Annotated in this window: 14 protein-coding genes; 2 read left to right on the top strand and 12 right to left on the bottom strand. The window is 63.1% G+C overall.

All coding sequences use genetic code 11. From position 1 onward, the window contains the following. Positions 1-92: 92 nt before the first annotated feature. The 12 genes from purD to JET17_RS23450 all read right to left on the bottom strand — a co-directional run bounded on the left by purD (position 93) and on the right by JET17_RS23450 (position 15,214). Positions 93-1,388: a phosphoribosylamine--glycine ligase gene (purD, locus tag JET17_RS23505; RefSeq protein ID WP_012316412.1), complete on the bottom strand. Its 1,296-nt coding sequence runs from the start codon at positions 1,386-1,388 to the stop codon at positions 93-95. Between the two features lie 167 nt (positions 1,389-1,555). Then, the gene (purH, locus tag JET17_RS23500) at positions 1,556-3,163 is read right to left on the bottom strand and encodes a bifunctional phosphoribosylaminoimidazolecarboxamide formyltransferase/IMP cyclohydrolase (protein WP_012316411.1); all 1,608 of its coding nucleotides are present in this window, start codon (positions 3,161-3,163) and stop codon (positions 1,556-1,558) included. Between the two features lie 81 nt (positions 3,164-3,244). Then, positions 3,245-3,565: a DNA-binding transcriptional regulator Fis gene (gene fis, locus JET17_RS23495; RefSeq protein WP_008093076.1), complete on the bottom strand. Its 321-nt coding sequence runs from the start codon at positions 3,563-3,565 to the stop codon at positions 3,245-3,247. Next, on the bottom strand, positions 3,562-4,575 hold the full coding sequence (gene dusB / locus JET17_RS23490; protein ID WP_012316410.1) for a tRNA dihydrouridine synthase DusB: 1,014 nt from the start codon (positions 4,573-4,575) through the stop codon (positions 3,562-3,564). Before dusB ends, fis begins: the two co-directional genes overlap by 4 nt. Before the next feature lie 213 nt (positions 4,576-4,788). Further along, positions 4,789-6,117 (bottom strand): DUF3426 domain-containing protein, encoded by a 1,329-nt coding sequence (locus JET17_RS23485; RefSeq protein WP_012316409.1) that lies wholly within the window; start codon positions 6,115-6,117, stop codon positions 4,789-4,791. Positions 6,118-6,159: 42 nt separating this feature from the next. After that, complete coding sequence (prmA, locus tag JET17_RS23480) at positions 6,160-7,038, bottom strand: 50S ribosomal protein L11 methyltransferase (protein ID WP_012316408.1); 879 nt, start codon at positions 7,036-7,038, stop codon at positions 6,160-6,162. 295 nt (positions 7,039-7,333) lie between these two features. Continuing rightward, on the bottom strand, positions 7,334-8,689 hold the full coding sequence (gene accC, locus JET17_RS23475) for an acetyl-CoA carboxylase biotin carboxylase subunit (RefSeq protein ID WP_012316407.1): 1,356 nt from the start codon (positions 8,687-8,689) through the stop codon (positions 7,334-7,336). A gap of 17 nt (positions 8,690-8,706) precedes the next feature. Then, a complete protein-coding gene (accB, locus tag JET17_RS23470; RefSeq protein WP_012316406.1) occupies positions 8,707-9,168 on the bottom strand; it encodes an acetyl-CoA carboxylase biotin carboxyl carrier protein in 462 nt (153 codons plus the stop codon). Positions 9,169-9,269: 101 nt separating this feature from the next. After that, positions 9,270-9,722, bottom strand: coding sequence for a type II 3-dehydroquinate dehydratase (gene aroQ, locus JET17_RS23465; RefSeq protein ID WP_012316405.1), 453 nt, complete (start codon positions 9,720-9,722; stop codon positions 9,270-9,272). Between the two features lie 179 nt (positions 9,723-9,901). Continuing rightward, positions 9,902-11,683 carry a protein-disulfide reductase DsbD gene (locus JET17_RS23460; RefSeq protein WP_012316404.1) on the bottom strand — a complete coding sequence of 594 codons (1,782 nt, stop codon included), beginning with the start codon at positions 11,681-11,683 and terminating at the stop codon, positions 9,902-9,904. 76 nt (positions 11,684-11,759) lie between these two features. Then, a complete protein-coding gene (locus JET17_RS23455; protein WP_420094559.1) occupies positions 11,760-13,607 on the bottom strand; it encodes a methyl-accepting chemotaxis protein in 1,848 nt (615 codons plus the stop codon). Between the two features lie 227 nt (positions 13,608-13,834). Continuing rightward, a complete protein-coding gene (locus JET17_RS23450) occupies positions 13,835-15,214 on the bottom strand; it encodes a diguanylate cyclase (protein ID WP_012316402.1) in 1,380 nt (459 codons plus the stop codon). Between the two features lie 246 nt (positions 15,215-15,460). On the opposite strand from JET17_RS23450, the gene JET17_RS23445 reads away from it, so the two are divergent. Both JET17_RS23445 and JET17_RS23440 read left to right on the top strand, forming a co-directional pair. After that, positions 15,461-16,528, top strand: coding sequence for a DUF2333 family protein (locus tag JET17_RS23445; protein ID WP_012316401.1), 1,068 nt, complete (start codon positions 15,461-15,463; stop codon positions 16,526-16,528). 2 nt (positions 16,529-16,530) lie between these two features. After that, positions 16,531-17,067, top strand: a complete 537-nt coding sequence (locus JET17_RS23440; protein ID WP_012316400.1) for an NUDIX hydrolase — start codon at positions 16,531-16,533, stop codon at positions 17,065-17,067. Positions 17,068-17,264 lie beyond the last annotated feature (197 nt).

Raw genomic sequence — 17,264 nt, 5'->3', positions numbered from 1 at the left:
CGCGGCGCGCCAAGTCGAAGGCAAGGCCCCGATGGGGCCCTGTCGACGAGCCGAAGGCCGCATGCGCAGGACGCTGCGGCTATCCGGTAAGGTTATTGCTGATGTTCACCGCGCTCGCGGGCGATAGCCCGGTAGCCGATGTCGGTACGGTAGAAGCTACCGTTCCAGGTGACTTCCTTGGCCAGGCGGTAAGCCTGCTGCTGGGCATCGGCAACTGTGCTGCCCATGGCCGTGGCGCAGAGCACGCGGCCACCGTTGGTCACTACCTGGCCGTCCTTGAGCGAAGTACCGGCATGGAACACCTTGCCTTCGATCTTGGCTGCGGCCTCCAGGCCGCTGATCACGTCGCCCTTGGCGTAGTCGCCGGGGTAACCGCCGGCGGCCAGCACCACACCCAGGCTTGGGCGTGGGTCCCACTGCGCTTCGACCTTGTCCAGCGCCTTGGCGAAAGCGGCTTCGATCAACAGCACCAGGCTCGATTCCAGGCGCAGCATGACCGGCTGGGTTTCCGGGTCGCCAAAGCGGCAGTTGAACTCGATGACCTTGGGGTTGCCTGCCTTGTCGATCATCAGGCCGGCATACAGGAAGCCGGTGTACACGTTGCCTTCCTCGGCCATGCCGCGCACGGTCGGCCAGATCACCTGGTCCATCACGCGCTGGTGTACATCGGCGGTAACGACCGGGGCTGGGGAGTAGGCACCCATGCCGCCAGTGTTCGGGCCGGTGTCCTGGTCACCCACGCGCTTGTGGTCCTGGCTGGTGGCCATTGGCAGCACGTTGTGGCCGTCGACCATTACGATGAAGCTGGCTTCCTCGCCGTCCAGGAACTCTTCGATCACCACGCGCGAACCGGCTTCGCCAAAGGCGTTGCCCGCGAGCATGTCACGCACGGCGGCTTCGGCTTCTTCCAGGGTCATGGCGACGATCACGCCTTTGCCCGCAGCCAGGCCGTCGGCCTTGATCACGATCGGCGCGCCTTTTTCCTGCAGGTAGGCCAGGGCCGGCTCGATCTCGGTGAAGTTCTGGTAGTCGGCGGTCGGGATCTTGTGGCGAGCCAGGAAGTCCTTGGTGAATGCCTTGGAACCTTCCAGCTGGGCCGCGCCCTTGGTCGGGCCGAAGCAGTCCAGGCCGCGGCTGCGGAACAGGTCGACCACACCGATGACCAGCGGCGCCTCGGGGCCCACGATGGTCAGGTCGACGTTCTTCTCGGCGAAGTCTGCCAGTTGCTCAAGGGCAGTGACGTCGATGGCAACGTTCTCGCACTTGGCTTCAATGGCGGTACCGGCGTTGCCGGGGGCGACGAATACTTTCTCGACGCGTGGGTCCTGGGCGACTTTCCAGGCCAGGGCGTGCTCACGGCCGCCGCTGCCGATGATCAAAACTTTCATTACAGGCTCCTTCGGAGAAGCTGCAAGCTGCAAGCGTCAAGAAAAAGCGGTTCGCGCTGATCCTTGTAAATGCTCACAACTCAGGGATTCAAGGGGCTGTGGCTGCAAGCAGGAGCAACTTGGCCTGCTCTTGCTTGCAGCTTCCAGCTTAAAGCTTGCCGCTGCTATCAGTGGCGGAAGTGGCGCATACCGGTGAACACCATCGCGATGCCGGCTTCGTCGGCAGCGGCGATGACTTCAGCATCGCGCATCGAACCACCTGGCTGGATCACGGCGCTGATACCCACTTTAGCCGCATTGTCGATGCCATCACGGAACGGGAAGAACGCGTCCGACGCCATGACCGCACCTTGCACCTGCAGGCCGGCATGCTCTGCCTTGATGGCCGCGATGCGCGCGGAGTTGACGCGGCTCATCTGGCCAGCGCCGACGCCGATGGTCTGGCGCTGCTTGGCATAGACGATGGCGTTGGATTTGACGAACTTGGCCACTTTCCAGGCGAACACCAGATCGTGGATTTCCTGCTCGGTCGGTGCGCGCTTGGTGACGATCTTCAGGTCTTCGGCGGTGATCATGCCGTTGTCGCGGCTCTGCACCAGCAGGCCACCGTTGACGCGCTTGAAGTCCCAACCGGCCGCACGCTCTGCCGGCCATTCGCCGCATTCCAGCAGACGTACGTTTTGCTTGGCAGCCACTACGTCGCGGGCAGCTTGGGAGATTTTCGGGGCGATGATCACTTCGACGAACTGGCGCTCGACGATCGCCTTGGCGGTTTCGCCGTCCAGTTCACGGTTGAACGCGATGATCCCGCCGAAGGCCGATTCGGTGTCGGTAGCGTAGGCCAGGTCGTAGGCCTTGCGGATACCGCCCTCGTCTTCAGGCACCACGGCGACGCCGCATGGGTTGGCGTGCTTGACGATGACGCAGGCCGGCTTGACGAAGCTCTTCACGCACTCCAGCGCGGCGTCGGTGTCGGCCACGTTGTTGAACGACAGCTCCTTGCCCTGCAGCTGGATGGCGGTGGAAACGCTGGCTTCGCCTTTCTTGGCCTCAACGTAGAACGCCGCGCTCTGGTGCGGGTTCTCGCCGTAGCGCATTTCCTGAGCCTTGACGAACTGGCTGTTGAAGGTGCGCGGGAACTCGCTGCGCGCTTCGGTGGACAGCGTGTCCTTGGCCTGGTCGATGGTGCCCATGTAGTTGGCGATCATGCCGTCGTAAGCGGCAGTGTGCTCGAACGCCTTGAGCATCAGGTCGAAACGCTGGGCGTAGGTCAGGCCGCCGGCCTTGAGGCCTTCGAGGACGCTGGCGTAGTCGCTGGCGTTGACCACGATAGCGACGTCCTTGTGGTTCTTGGCAGCCGAACGGACCATGGTCGGGCCGCCGATGTCGATGTTCTCGATGGCGGTCGGCAGGTCACAGCCAGGCTTGGCGATGGTGGCTTCGAATGGGTACAGGTTGACGGCGACCAGATCGATCGGCTTGATGCCGTGCTCGTTCATGATGGCGTCGTCGACACCGCGACGGCCGAGGATGCCGCCGTGGATCTTCGGGTGCAGTGTCTTGACCCGGCCGTCCATCATTTCGGCGAAGCCCGTGTAGTCGGCCACTTCCACCGCGTTCACGCCGTTGTCCTTGAGCAGCTTGTAGGTGCCGCCGGTGGACAGGATCTCGACACCGAGCTGCTGCAGCTCACGAGCGAATTCGAGGATACCGGTCTTGTCGGAGACGCTGATCAGGGCGCGGCGGACTGGCAGGCGGGTAGTCTGGTCGGTCATTTCGGATTCCAATAACGCGGTGGAGTCAGCAAAAAAGGCGCCTCTGTTCAGGGAGCCGCCTTTTCTGATTGGGATTCTGGCTTACAACAAGTCGTACTGCTTGAGTTTCTTGCGCAGGGTGCCTCGGTTGAGCCCGAGCATCTCGCTGGCCTTGGTCTGGTTGCCCTTGACGTAATTCATCACGCTTTCGAGCAGGGGCGCCTCGACTTCGGAGAGCACCAGGTTGTACACGTCAGTGACGGTAGCGCCTTCCAGGTGTGCGAAGTAGTTGTGCAGCGCCTTCTCGACGCTGTCACGAAGGGTCTGGCCCTCTTCGCTCGGCGTGTTGAGGTGCTGTTTGAGGTTGGCGTTGTCGCTCACGGGCGTTGTTCCACTCACTAATGTCTCGGTCATCATCGTCATGCGGCCACCCCTTGTCCGTCCTCTGTCTCAAGGCTCTGTCGACGTTCGCTGAAATACGCTCGAACGTTGGCGCACTGCGCTTGTGTGTCTTCCAAAGCGTTGAACCGGGAGCGAAACTCCTTGCCGCCGGGTCGTGTTGCCAGGTACCAGCCAACGTGCTTGCGGGCGATCCGTACACCCATCACATCGCCATAGAAGGCGTGCAGCGCGGCAAGGTGCTCCAGCAGGATACGTTCCACTTCGTCCAGCTGCGGGGCCGGCAAGTGCTGGCCAGTCCCCAGGTAATGCTCGATCTCGCGAAAGATCCAGGGCCGCCCCTGGGCGGCCCTGCCAATCAGCAGACCGTCGACGCCGGTGGCGTCCAGCACCGCCCGGGCCTTTTCTGGCGAAGTGATATCGCCGTTGGCAAAAACCGGGATGGACACCGCCTGCTTGATGGCAGCGATGGTGTCGTATTCGGCTTCGCCGGTGTACAGGTCGGCGCGTGTGCGGCCATGCACCGCCAGCGCCTGGATGCCAGCCTGCTCGGCGATCCTCGCCACGTTCAGGCCGTTCTTGTTCGCCCGGTCCCAACCGGTGCGGATCTTCAGCGTCACCGGGACGTCCACCGCGCCGACGACGGCGTGGAGAATCTCGCTGACCAAAGCTTCATCTCTCAATAAAGCAGAGCCTGCAGCTTTGTTGCAGACTTTTTTCGCCGGGCAACCCATGTTGATGTCGATGATCTGGGCGCCAGCTTCGACGTTGGCCCTGGCCGCCGCCGCCATCATCTGCGCATCGCCACCGGCGATCTGTACCGAGCGCGGCTCGGGATCGCCTTCGTGAATGCGGCGCAGGCTCGACTTGCGGCTGTTCCACAGGCTCATGTCGCTGCTGACCATCTCCGACACCACCATGCCCGCGCCCAGGCGCTTGCAAAGTGTACGGAAAGGCTGGTCCGTGACCCCGGCCATGGGCGCGAGGATCAGGTTGTTGCGTAGTGTGTATGGGCCGATGCGTACCGCCGACATAGGTGTTCCCTGTTGTGGGGCCGAATCATTGGAGTCGAAAAAGGGTTGGCATAATACCCGCTCTCGGTGACCGGATAAAGATGGATTTGGATAAATTCTGAACAGTTGTAGGCTTATGCCTTCGGGCTACAAGCTCCAAGCTTCAAGCTGCAAGAAGAAGCAGACCGGTTGTCGGCTCGCTTCTCTTGTAGCTTGCAACTTGCCGCTCGACGTTTATTCGGGGGAGCGGAAGCTGAGGCTGTAGTTCACTGCCTTCGGGCCAGGGTCGAGGATATCCAGGGCAATGTGGATCGGCGTCTGGCTGGGCATTTCGCCACGGCCGGCCAGTTCACCCGAGAGATACTCGCTCGGCTTGAAGCGCCGGCTGGCGATCAATTGGCCATTGAGGTCGGCAAAACGCAGTTCCAGCAGGGGGAACGGCTGGGCGAAGGGAGCGCGGTTGTAGATGATCGCGTCGACGATGAGCGCGCCCTTGAAGTCGGGGTGGCTGCGCACCACCAGGTTGCTGCTCTTGATCCTGCCGATGTCGACGCGTGTGGGCACCTCGCAGCCAAGCATCGGGCACATCTGCTGGAAGAGCGGGCGGTACTGGTCCTGGCGCGCCATTTCGTCGAAATGGAACCACACGTACTGGAATGCCAGCAGGCCGGCGGCCAGCAGGGTGAGCAAGCCCCAGACCACGCGTTTGCCCCAGTGGGGGCGCGGCTTCTCCCAGCCCAGTTGCAAAGGATCGTCGACCACGTCGATGAGCGGCTCCTTGCGTGACGGGCGCTGGGGCCTGGCAGCGAAGCCAGGTTCAAGGCGCTCGCCGGTCAGCGTTGGGGCAGGGGTGTCATCGTGCGCCGACAGATGCAGATCCGTATCGTCATCATCACGGGCGCTCAGGCCTTTTTCGTGAACGGGTTCGTCATCTGGCGCCAGCCGCTCGGGAAAGTCGTCCGCGTTGTCGCGCTCGGCAGTCCGATGCGTGGCAGGTTCATCATCGAAGTCCAGATCCAGGTTGCCGTCCAGTGTGGGCTCGGTGCGATCGCCGGGGGCGGGCTCCGGGTCCATTGGCTCCTGCTTCAGCAGTACCGGGGTGGAATCGATGGTTTCCAGCGGTTCATGGTGATCGTCGGTTGCATTACCGAACAGCTCGTCGCCATGGGGCTCGGCGGCGGGCTCGTCACGCCGCGCCTGCAGTGCATCGGCAGGGACGGCAGGGCGCGGCTCGTCTGGTTTGCCACGGCGTTCGAGGCGGGCCAGTTCCTGGTCCAGGTCGAGTTCGTCGAGGGCTTGCGCGGTGGCTGCCCAGTCTTGCGGCTCGGCGGCCAGGCGTTCGCTGACCGGTGGCTCGGGCGCGGTGACGGGCGCGACCGCCGGTATCGGCGGCACTGCCGGGGCGGCGCTGACGCGGTTCTGCTCCAGCAGTTGCTTCGCCGCGTTGAACACCTGCAGGCAATGGCCGCAGCGCACTACGCCGCGCGCCACGCTCAATTGGTGATGAGTGACGCGAAAGCTGGTCTGGCAATGCGGGCACTGGGTGACGAAACTGTCGGTCATGCGGCGATCCGGGAGCTGTGCAGAGAAGTATTTTAGGCCCGCTTAGCGGCGGCGACCACTGATGCGCACCCAGCCGTCGCGCACGACGATCGGGTCCAGCTCGAAGTCGGCGGCATAGGCCGCGGCCACTTCCTCACCCTGTTCGGCAAGGATGCCTGACAGGGCGAGCAGGCCGCCTGGGCGTACCAGGCCGGACAGCTGCGGCGCCAGCGAGACCAAAGGGCCAGCCAGGATATTGGCGACCAGCACGTCGGCCTGCATGGCCGGCATATGCTCGGGCAAGTACAGCGCCAGCTTCTCGTCGGCGACGCCGTTGCGCTGGGCGTTGTCACGCGAGGCTTCGATGGCCTGCACGTCGATGTCGGTACCGACCGCTTCGCGTGCGCCCAACAACAATGCGGCGATGGCAAGGATGCCTGAGCCGCAGCCGAAGTCCAGCACCTGGGTGCCTTCGAGCTGTTGGCCGTCGAGCCATTCCAGGCACAGGGCGGTGGTCGGATGGGTGCCGGTGCCGAAGGCCAGGCCAGGGTCAAGCAGCAGGTTGACTGCGTCCTTTTCCGGCGCTTCGTGCCAGCTTGGCACGATCCACAGGCGGCGGCCAAAGCGCATTGGCTGGAAATTGTCCATCCAGCTGCGTTCCCAATCCTGATCTTCGATCACTTCGGCCTGGTGTTCCGGCAGCTCGGCGCCGGTCAGCAGGCGCAGGTGAGCGAATACCTGTTCAGGGTCGGCGTCCGCCTCGAACAGTGCCAGCAGGTGCGTATGCGACCACAGCGGCGTGGTGTTGAGGTCGGGTTCGAAGATGGGCTGGTCTTCGGCGTCCATGAACGTGACCGATACGGCGCCGACTTCGAGTAGGGCGTCTTCGTAGGTTTCGGCTTGTTCCGGGCTGATGGCCAGGCGTACTTGCAGCCAAGGCATGGCGGGCACCTTTGGTAAATCGAGAGGGGCAGCCTGAGGCTGCACGAAGGCTGGCAGTTTACGCGAGTGCGGGGTGTTTGTGGATGACTTGAGGGGCTGCCTTGCAGCCCAATCGCCGGCAAGCCGGCTCCCGCAGGCCCTTCATTGTTGTTCAGTGCAGTGATCTGACTGTAGGCGCAGCTTTGCCGGCGATCGGGCCAGTAGACGTGGTACCGCATAACCGATGGCCTGAGTACAACCCCACAAAAAACCCCGGCACAGGGCCGGGGTTCTTTGCAGCATCACGCTAACGCGATCACTCCTGGTTGGCCAGTTTGTGCTCGAGGTAGTGGATGTTCACGCCGCCTTTGCAGAAACCTTCATCACGCACCAGGTCGCGGTGCAGCGGGATGTTGGTCTTGATGCCGTCGACGACGATTTCGTCCAGGGCATTGCGCATGCGCGCCATGGCTTCGTCGCGGTCCTTGCCATAGGTAATCAGCTTGCCGATCAGCGAGTCGTAGTTCGGCGGAACCGAATAACCGCTGTACAGGTGCGAATCGACGCGAACGCCGTTGCCACCCGGGGCGTGGAAGTGCTTGACCTTGCCTGGGCTCGGGATGAACTTCTTCGGGTCTTCGGCGTTGATCCGGCACTCCAGCGAGTGGCCGCGGATCACCACGTCTTCCTGACGGATCGACAGCTTGTTGCCAGCGGCGATGCTGAGCATCTCCTTGACGATGTCGATACCGGTGACCATTTCCGAGACCGGGTGCTCAACCTGCACACGGGTGTTCATTTCGATGAAGTAGAAACGGCCGTTTTCGTACAGGAACTCGAAGGTACCGGCACCACGGTAGCCGATCTCGACGCACGCATCGACGCAACGCTTGAAGACTTCCTGGCGGGCCTTCTCGTCGATGCCCGGGGCAGGCGCTTCTTCCAGTACCTTCTGGTGACGACGCTGCAGCGAGCAGTCGCGGTCGCCCAGGTGGATGGCGTTGCCCTGGCCGTCGGACAGCACCTGAACCTCCACGTGGCGTGGGTTGGTCAGGAACTTCTCGAGGTAGACCATCGGGTTGCCGAAGGCTGCACCGGCTTCGGTACGGGTGAGCTTGGCCGAGGCGATCAGGTCCTCTTCCTTGTGCACCACGCGCATACCGCGACCACCGCCGCCACCGGCGGCCTTGATGATAACCGGGTAGCCGACGTCACGAGCGATCGCCAGGGCGACCTCTTCGTCTTCCGGCAGCGGGCCATCGGAGCCTGGTACGGTCGGTACGCCGGTCTTGATCATCGCGTCCTTGGCCGAAACCTTGTCGCCCATCAGGCGAATGGTGTCGGCGCGTGGGCCGATGAAGGCGAAACCGGACTTCTCCACCTGTTCGGCGAAGTCGGCGTTTTCCGCGAGGAAGCCGTAACCCGGGTGGATGGCTGTAGCGCCTGTCACTTCAGCTGCGGCGATGATCGCCGGGATGTGCAGGTACGAATCTTTGGATGAAGCAGGACCAATGCAGACCGACTCGTCTGCCAGGCCCAGGTGCATCAGTTCGCGGTCGGCCGTGGAGTGCACGGCGACGGTCTTGATGCCCAGTTCTTTGCAGGCACGCAGGATCCGCAGGGCAATTTCCCCGCGGTTGGCGATCAGGACTTTTTCCAGCTTCCCAGACATCGTTGGCTCTCCGCGAATCAAACGATGGTGAACAGCGGCTGGTCGAACTCAACCGGCTGACCGTCTTCCACCAGGATGGCGTCGATAACGCCGCCGACATCGGCTTCGATGTGGTTCATCATCTTCATCGCTTCGACGATGCACAGGGTGTCGCCTTTCTTCACGCTCTGGCCAACTTCAGCGAAGTTCGGCGAGGTCGGCGAAGGTTTGCGGTAGAAGGTACCGACCATTGGCGAACGGATCACGGTGCCTTTCAGGGCCGGGGCAGCGGCGGCAGCTTCGGCAACCGGGGCAGCAGCAGCGGCCGGAGCAGCTACAGGCGCGGCGGCCATTGGCGCAGGTGCGTAGAACTGTTGAGCGGCTGGGGTCTTGCTGTGACGGCTGATACGGACCGACTCTTCGCCTTCCTTGATCTCCAGTTCGTCGATGCCAGACTCTTCCAGCAGCTCGATCAGTTTCTTGACTTTACGGATATCCATTAATCATCAACTCCCAAAGGTTCGGTCAGGGGGCATAAGTTAAAAACGTATCTGAAACGTTTTTCTCGAACCCCGGCCCACTCAGGCCAGGGCTTCTATCATCAGGGCTGTGCGTTGGCAGCCAGTTGTTCCAGTGCGGCCTCCAGGGCCAGGCGATACCCGCTGGCGCCCAGACCGCAGATCACCCCTACGGCTACATCGGAGAAGTAGGAGTGGTGACGGAACGGTTCGCGTTTGTGCACGTTGGACAGGTGCACTTCGATGAATGGGATGCTCACCGAAAGCAATGCGTCACGTAATGCGACGCTTGTGTGGGTGAAAGCAGCCGGATTAATCAGGATGAAGTCCACACCCTCGTTGCGCGCGGCGTGAATACGGTCGATCAGCTCGTACTCGGCATTGCTCTGCAGGTACTGCAGATGATGACCTGCGGCGCGGGCGCGCTGCTCCAGGTCCTGGTTGATCTGGGCCAGGGTCACGGCGCCGTAGTGGCCCGGTTCGCGGAGCCCGAGCATGTTCAGGTTGGGGCCGTGAAGCACCAGTAGCGTTGCCATCTGCAGATTCCTTGGATTTGTAGGGCAATTCGACACAGCGCGGCGAGTGTGCCGTAAAGCGACGGCAAGTGTCCAGTTCCCGGCAATAGCCAGCACGATGTCCGAGGTTCGCGCGAAGTATGTGACCAAATATTAAAATCTGGTCACTCGTTCGCAGAAATATGCCGGCACGCGGGAAGTTATAGACCGAGTTTGCCGCGCACGCGCGCCAGAACACCCGCAAATTCGGCGGCGTTTATCTCGCCAATGACCCGATCGGTGGTCATTTCGCTGCCGTTCGCGGCAAAGAACAACAGCGCGGGCGGGCCGAACAGCTGATAGCGGTCGAGCAGGGTACGTTGCTCGGCGTTGCTTTCGGTGATGTCGAAACGCAGCAACTTGAATGCGCCCAGTTGCGGTTGGACCTGCGCTGCGTTGAGTACTTCACGCTCGATGACTTTGCAGCTGATGCACCAGTCGGCGTACCAGTCGAGCAAGACCGGCTGCCCTGCAGCTTTTGCCTCGGCCAGGGCCGCGTCAAGTGCAGCCGGCGCAGTGACGGTTTGCCAGGCATCCACCGAGGCTGTCGGGCCGCTGCCGCTGGTTGTAGGCGCTGGCGCAGGCAATGGTCGCAGCGGGTCACCCTGGCCATTGAGGGCGCCGTACCAGCAGGCCAGGCCGTAGACCAGCAGGGCCAGGCCCAGCAGTTGCGCCAGACGTTGGCGTGGCGCCTTGACCACGAACTCCAGCGCCCCGAGGAACACGGCTACGCCTACGCTCAGGAAACCGACCAGCAACAAAGTCGCCGGCCCAGGTAGCACGCGGCTGAGCAGGCCGATGGCGAGGCCCAGCAGCAATACACCAATGGCGTTTTTCACGGTGTTCAGCCAAGGCCCGCTCTTCGGCAGCCAGGCCGCGCCCCCCGTGGCAACCAGCAACAACGGCGCGCCCATGCCCAGGCCAAGGACAAACAACTTGAGTGCACCGCCCAAGGCGTCACCGCTGGCACTGATATACAGCAAGGCGCCCGCCAGTGGTGCCGAGACGCACGGCGAAACCAGCAGGCTGGACAGCACGCCCAGCACTGCTGCGCCCAGCAGCGAGCCGCCCTTGGTGCGGTGCGCGAGCGTGTCCAGGCGAGTGCTCAAGGCCTGTGGCAGTTTAAGTTCGAACAGGCCGAACATGGCCAGTGCGAACAGCACGAAGAACAGCGCGAAAGGCACCAGCACCCAAGCTGATTGCAGCCGTGCCTGCAGGTTCAGGCCTGCACCGAACAGGCCCATCAGCGCGCCCAACAGGGCGAAACTGGCGGCCATGGCCAGCACATAGGCCAGCGACAGGGCCAGGCCGCGCAGGCCGCCTACCTGGCCACGCAGGACCACGCCAGAGAGGATCGGCAGCATCGGCAACACGCAGGGAGTGAAGGTCAGGCCGACCCCGGCGAGGAAGAACAGTAGCAATGATTTCCAAGTCCAGCCTTGTTCGCTGACCGTCGCGGGGGCGTCGGCTGTGCTACCCCCTGCGCCGTCGATGCTCAGGCGCGCGGTCTCTGGTGGGTAGCACAGGCCCTTGTCGGCACAGCCCTGGTAGCCGACTAGCAAGGTGAATGCGCGTGTGTCGGTGCGCGGCAGTTCGATGTCGAGCACGCCATGGTAGACCTCGACGTCGCCGAAGAACTCATCGTGCTTGGCCTCGCCCTTGGGTATGTTCGGCGAACCCAGGGCGATGTCTGCCGGTTCGCTGCGGAACTGGAAGCGATGGCGGTAGAGGTAATAGCCGTCGGTGGCGAGGAAGCGCAGCTTGATGGTGTGCGCATCGGCTTGGACCAAACTGAGCTTGAAGGCTTCGTGTACGGGCAAAAAGTCTGCGCTGTTGCTCAGCGAGGCGGCGCCGAGTGTGGCGCTGGGGCGGTTGTCGAGCAGGCCCGTGGCGAAGGCAGGGCTGGCCAGCAGCAGGAACAGCAGGAAAAACAGGCGGCGCATGGCGGACTCGCGAGGTGGAACGTGCCCGGCATGATAGCGGAGTTGGCCTTGGTTGGGGGGCAGTGCAGGCAAACGATCACAGCCTGAAGGCCCGCACCGCACGGTTCAGCTCGCCGCCAAGGGTCAGCAATTGCTCGCCCTGCTCGCGCCCTTCACCTATGCGCTGCAGGTTGTCTTCACCCAGCTCATGAATCCGCTCACTGTGCCCTCGAATTTCACTCACCGCATCACTCTGCTGCGCCGTGACGTCGGCAATGCGCACTGCGGTATCGGCAATGGTGCGGATCGCGTTGACGATCTCATCGAGCGCGCCATCTGCAGCCTGAGCCTGGTCAGCTGTGGCTTGCGCATGCTCCAGTTGCGCCCGCATACCTGTCACCGACTCCCGTGCCGCCTGCTGCAGCCGGTCGATCAAGGCCTGGATCTCGCCAGTGGCGCCTGTGGTGCGTTGTGCCAGCGAGCGTACTTCGTCTGCAACCACGGCAAAGCCGCGGCCCATTTCCCCCGCGCGGGCGGCCTCGATGGCGGCGTTCAATGCCAGAAGGTTGGTCTGCTCGGCGATCGATCTGATCACGGTGAGCACACCGCCGATGGTGGCCGACTCCTCGGCCAGCTGTTCGATCATGCGTGCATTGCCCTGCACCTCATCGACCAGCGTACGCAGCCCGCCGAGGCTCTGGCCGATCACCGTCTGGCCTTGCTCAACGGCGCGGCCAGCATCGCGGCTGGCATCGGCCGCGGAGCTGGCATCACCGGCCACCTGCAAAATGGTGGCTTCCAGTTCGCCCAGCGCATCGCGTATCTGTCCGGTGTCACCGGCCTGGCGCTCTGCGCCGTCATGCAGGGCGGCGCTCATGCCGGCCAGTGCGTGGCTGCTGCCGGCCACCAGTTCGGCGTTGTGGCGGATGGTGCCGACCAGCTCCACCAAGTACTGGCGCAGGCGGTTGAGCGATTCCTGGATGTCGTGCAGCTCGCGGTTGGTCTTGCCCAGGGCGATGGGGGCGGCGAAATCACCTTCGGCCCATTGCGACAGGGCCGGGGCCAGACCGGTCAGGGTACGCGTCAGCCGCCGCTGCAATGTGTCGATGAGTAGGGCGATCAGCAGGATCAGGCCGATCATCAGGCCCTGGATAAGGCGCACTTCGCTGGCGATACGGGCGTGCTGGCCCCGCACTTCAGGCTCAAGGCTGGCGATGGCTTTTTGCACGGCGTCGAGCCGTTCGTTGGTGCTGGCGGCCAGCGTTGTGCGCCGCTCGATCTGTTCGCGGGTGCGTTGCAGTTCGCCAGGGTAGCGGCTGAGCAGGCTCTGCAGTTCGCGCTTGAGGCCAACGGCTACGTCTTCCTGTTGTCCGGCTGCCTGCGTTTCCAGGCCCATCATGGCAGCGAAATCATCGGCGTTGGATTCGGCGGCGCGGGTCACGCCCAGCAACGGCAGGTTGTCGATGACCTGAGCCTGTGCGCGGATCAGTTGCAGCTCGCGCTCCACCTCGTCGGCCAGCTCGGCGCGGCCGCTGCTGACCAGTTTGTCACGGGCCAGCGACAGGCGGCCCAGGTGTACGCTGGCGTCGAGCAATGGCGGCAGATAACGGCTCGCGTCGCTGCTGGCGCTGTCACGGGCATAGCCGGACAGTTGTTCGAAATTGGCGCCTAGCTCACGTTCGGCCTGCAACAGCAGGGCTTGAGGGTCGCCGGCCAGCTTGCCGGCCGCGAGCAGCTCGTTGGCTGTGAAGGCTTGCAGGGTATCGAGGCTTGGGCGCAATTGGCCGGCCAGCTCTTCAGGCCAGTCGGCCAGTGCCTGCTCAAGTTGTTGGTTGGCCTCCAGCGCCGCCGCATGGCGCAGGGCGTCACCGCTGCCAAGATAAGCCTGGATGTTGCGCGCGGCCTGGTTCTGGAACTGCTGCGACAGGCCCAGGTAGCGTTCCATCAATTGATAGGGGCGCTCCAGGGCACGCTGGGACCACCAAAGGGTCGCACCCAGAGCGATACACACGGTCACCAGTAACAGGGTGTTGAAATTGGTCAGCCACTTCAGGCGCATAGCCGCGAACTTCCTGCGGGGATGGAGAGGTAGGTGCCTGAAGTTATTGCTATTTTGTGACGGGGTGATGACGATGATGGCTTAAGGCTATCTTGCAGGTGCGGTCCGGCCAGCTAAGGCTCGACCCGCACCACACAGTTGCGTCCCGCATGCTTGGCCCGATACAGCGCCTCATCTGCGGTGCTGGCCATGCTCAACGCATCGAGCTCATCGTCCAGCTGCACTACCCCGGCACTGAAAGTGCACTGCAGGTCGCAGGGTTGTGCCGGGTATAGGATTTCGGCGAAGCGCCGGCGAATCTCGTCGAGCACCTTGTGCGCGGCATCCAGTGCGGTGTTGGGCATGACGATGGCGAATTCCTCGCCGCCATAGCGGCCGATGAAGTCGGTCTTGCGCAGCCGTTGCTTGAGAAACAGTGCCAGGCTCTTGATGACCCGGTCGCCCATGGGGTGGCCATGGCGGTCGTTGATCTTCTTGAAGTGGTCGATGTCGAGCATGGCGAAGCTGAGCGGCTGGCCCTCGCGACGGGCGCGAAAGCTACAGTCTTCCAGCAGTTGCAGGATGTGCGTGTGGTTGTACAGGCCGGTAAGGCTGTCGCGGACCATGCGCGACCTGAGGTGGCGCGCACGGGCAGCGCGGTTGCGCACAGTGGTGATCAGGTGTCGCGAGCGGATAGGTTTGGTCAGAAAGTCGTCGCCGCCCTCGCTCATGGCATCGAGCTGTTTGTCCAGGTCGTCCTCCGCGGACAGGTAGATGATGGGTACGCTGACGTAGCGGTCGTTGTGGCGGATCACCTTGGCCAGTTCCGGGCCCGAGCAGGCTGGCATGTACAGGTCGAGAATGATCAGGTCGGGCTGGAAGTCGGCCAACTCGGCCATGGCGCGGATCGGGTCGGTCAGGCTGCGGGTGATCATGCCGGCGCTGCCCAGCACGCGTTCGGTGTGCAGTGCCTGGGTGCGCGAGTCGTCGATAATCAGCACGCGCAGCGGTTCAAGAGGCACGGTGCTGGTCATGATCTCGAGCTTCTCAAGCAGGCTGGAGGCTTCCAGTGTGCCGGTGAGAAATGCTTGACCACCTGCGCGTACTGCGGCCAGGCGCGTTGGCGTGTCGGCTTCGTGCAAGCTGAAGAACAACAGCGGGATCGGCTGCTCCAGACCCGACTGCGCCTGTGCCGCCAGTTGCATGCCGCATCCCGGCCCGCTGAAGTCGACATCCATGACTATGGCGGATGGTGCCTGCTCGGCCACTGACGCCAGCAACGCGTCGACGCTGAACAGCGGTTGCACGCTCAGGCCGAAGAATTCCAGCTGCTGGGCCAGACGCTCGGCACGCTCATGGTCGCGCAGCAGCAGATACACCGGCCTGCGGGCAGGTGGCAACGTCAGCTGATCAAGTTGGTCGCCCTTGCGCAAACGAGTGCGCGACAGGCGTTGCAGCAGGTGATCGAGCTCCTGCTTGAGGCGCTCTTGGCTCGGCTCCGCGGCTTGGGTCATGTCCTGACTACTTATTAGTGGGATATGCAGGTGCGATGATGGCTCTATGCTAGCAGCTCTTTCCAGGCATGCGAGTGCGCGGGATCAACAAAGCGTTGATGACGAATATTCAGTTGCTGACTGATTGGTCGCTTATGCGTACGGTGGTGTCTGCTTTATAGTGCAGCAACATGGGCTTGCCGTGGCACCCTGGCATTGGCCTGTGGTCAAAAGCCCTGAACCGTCGTGACTGATAAGGACAAAGCCATGCTGGACTGGAAAAACCGCGAGGCCAAGGCCGAGCCCCGTGAGCGTGTCGATGGCCGCGGTGCTGCCGCCCGTAGCTATGTGGGTGGCCTCTGGAGCCGAGCCCTGGGAACCCTGATCGGGTTGTACCTGCTGGTCTGCATCGGCCTGGGCTGGTACTGGAGCCAGGAACCGGAGCTGTTCCCGGTGCAGCAGAACGCCCAGGCAGCAGCCGAGCGCAATGGCCAGCAGATGGTGATTGGTTACACCACCATCGAAACGCTCAAGACGGTAGCCGGTACTCTGCTGAACAAGCCGGGCGGCTACATCTCCAACGACCGCTTCCCGCCGGGGCTGTGGATGGACAACATGCCGAGCTGGGAATACGGCGTGCTGGTCCAGGTGCGTGACCTGTCCCGCGCTTTGCGCAAAGACTTCGCCCGCTCGCAGTCGCAGTCCACCGAGGACGCCGACCTGGCCAAGGCCGAGCCGCGTTTCAACTTCGACAACAAGAGCTGGATTCTCCCATCCAGTGAGTCGGAGTTCGAAGAGGGCATCAAATCGCTCGCCCGCTACCAGACCCGCCTGGCTGCAGGCGACAAGGGTGCGATCTTCTACACTCGTGCCGACAACCTGAACAACTGGCTGGGCGATGTCGCCACCCGTCTGGGCTCGCTGTCGCAGCGCCTGTCGGCAAGCGTCGGCCGGGTCAAGCTCAATACCACCCTGAAGACCGAGTCGGTGGTTGCTGGCCAGGCGCCGCAGGTGGACGAGGAGGTGGTGGAAACGCCTTGGCTGCAGATCGACAACGTATTCTACGAAGCCCGTGGCCAAGCCTGGGCGCTGTCGCACCTGCTGCGTGCCATCGAAGTGGACTTTGCTGACGTGCTGGCGAAAAAGAATGCCACCGTCAGCGTGCGCCAGATCATTCGTGAGCTCGAGGCCTCGCAGGAGGCATTGTGGAGCCCCATGGTGCTCAACGGCAGCGGCTTCGGCATGTGGGCCAACCACTCGCTGGTCATGGCCAACTATATTTCGCGGGCCAATGCGGCGGTCATCGACCTGCGTCAACTGCTGTCGCAGGGTTGAACATGGCAATAAGCCCTAACGAGGCCGCCCACCGGGCGGCTTCCGACCGCGAACTGGTCGCCTGGGTGGACGAAGCCGACCAGGTGCTTGGAGCGCTGCCCAGGGCTGAGCTTCGCGGGCGTGGTCTGATTGGCCGTTGTACCTTCATTCTGCTGTTCAATGGCGCCGGTGAGCTGTGCGTACACCGGCGTACTTTGAGCAAGGCGCTGTATCCGGGCTATTGGGATGTGGCCGCAGGCGGCATGGTGGCGGCGGGGGAGGCGTATGCCGACTCGGCGGCCCGTGAGCTGGCCGAGGAGTTGGGCATCGAGGGCGCCGAGTTGCGTTTCCACGAACGGTTCTACTTCGACCAGCCCGACAACCGGTTGTGGTGCGCGGTGTATTCGGCTGTGTCGGACGCGCCTCTGCGGTTGCAGCCTGAAGAGGTGAGCGAGGCGAGGTTCATCAGCCTCGCCCAAGCTGAGGCAGAAAGCCTCAGCAAGCCCTACTGTCCGGACTCGCTGGCGGCGCTGCAGCGGTACAAGGTCAGTCTTGGCTAAGGCTGGGGCCGCTTTGCGGTCCCAGGGTCCCATGGGTCGCAAATCTTTCGCAAAATGGCGCATTCCGGTACTTAGCAATCACCTGATTTATCGTTACACTGCGCGCCCTTTTCGGGCTGTTGCAGGATCTTGCGGCAGTAGCGCCGCCCCTGCCAGAGTGGGGCTTCGCGGTCGGCTCATGCCGACCAGTTTTTGTC

The sequence above is a fragment of the Pseudomonas putida genome, assembly GCF_016406145.1.
Taxonomy (GTDB): domain Bacteria; phylum Pseudomonadota; class Gammaproteobacteria; order Pseudomonadales; family Pseudomonadaceae; genus Aquipseudomonas; species Aquipseudomonas putida_E.
This window is presented reverse-complemented; position numbering and strand designations above follow the sequence as displayed.

Excerpts from the sequence above, each read along its gene's own strand:
- aroQ (WP_012316405.1), bottom strand. The coding sequence starts at position 9,722 with ATGGCAACGCTACTGGTGCTTCACGGCCCCAACCTGAACATGCTCGGG.
- accB (WP_012316406.1), bottom strand. The coding sequence starts at position 9,168 with ATGGATATCCGTAAAGTCAAGAAACTGATCGAGCTGCTGGAAGAGTCT.
- JET17_RS23455 (WP_420094559.1), bottom strand. The coding sequence starts at position 13,607 with ATGGAACGCTACCTGGGCCTGTCGCAGCAGTTCCAGAACCAGGCCGCG.
- accC (WP_012316407.1), bottom strand. The coding sequence starts at position 8,689 with ATGTCTGGGAAGCTGGAAAAAGTCCTGATCGCCAACCGCGGGGAAATT.
- JET17_RS23445 (WP_012316401.1), top strand. The coding sequence starts at position 15,461 with ATGCTGGACTGGAAAAACCGCGAGGCCAAGGCCGAGCCCCGTGAGCGT.
- purH (WP_012316411.1), bottom strand. The coding sequence starts at position 3,163 with ATGACCGACCAGACTACCCGCCTGCCAGTCCGCCGCGCCCTGATCAGC.
- JET17_RS23460 (WP_012316404.1), bottom strand. The coding sequence starts at position 11,683 with ATGCGCCGCCTGTTTTTCCTGCTGTTCCTGCTGCTGGCCAGCCCTGCC.
- dusB (WP_012316410.1), bottom strand. The coding sequence starts at position 4,575 with ATGTCGGCGGTACGCATCGGCCCATACACACTACGCAACAACCTGATC.
- prmA (WP_012316408.1), bottom strand. The coding sequence starts at position 7,038 with ATGCCTTGGCTGCAAGTACGCCTGGCCATCAGCCCGGAACAAGCCGAA.
- JET17_RS23450 (WP_012316402.1), bottom strand. The coding sequence starts at position 15,214 with ATGACCCAAGCCGCGGAGCCGAGCCAAGAGCGCCTCAAGCAGGAGCTC.
- JET17_RS23485 (WP_012316409.1), bottom strand. The coding sequence starts at position 6,117 with ATGACCGACAGTTTCGTCACCCAGTGCCCGCATTGCCAGACCAGCTTT.
- JET17_RS23440 (WP_012316400.1), top strand. The coding sequence starts at position 16,531 with ATGGCAATAAGCCCTAACGAGGCCGCCCACCGGGCGGCTTCCGACCGC.
- purD (WP_012316412.1), bottom strand. The coding sequence starts at position 1,388 with ATGAAAGTTTTGATCATCGGCAGCGGCGGCCGTGAGCACGCCCTGGCC.
- fis (WP_008093076.1), bottom strand. The coding sequence starts at position 3,565 with ATGACGATGATGACCGAGACATTAGTGAGTGGAACAACGCCCGTGAGC.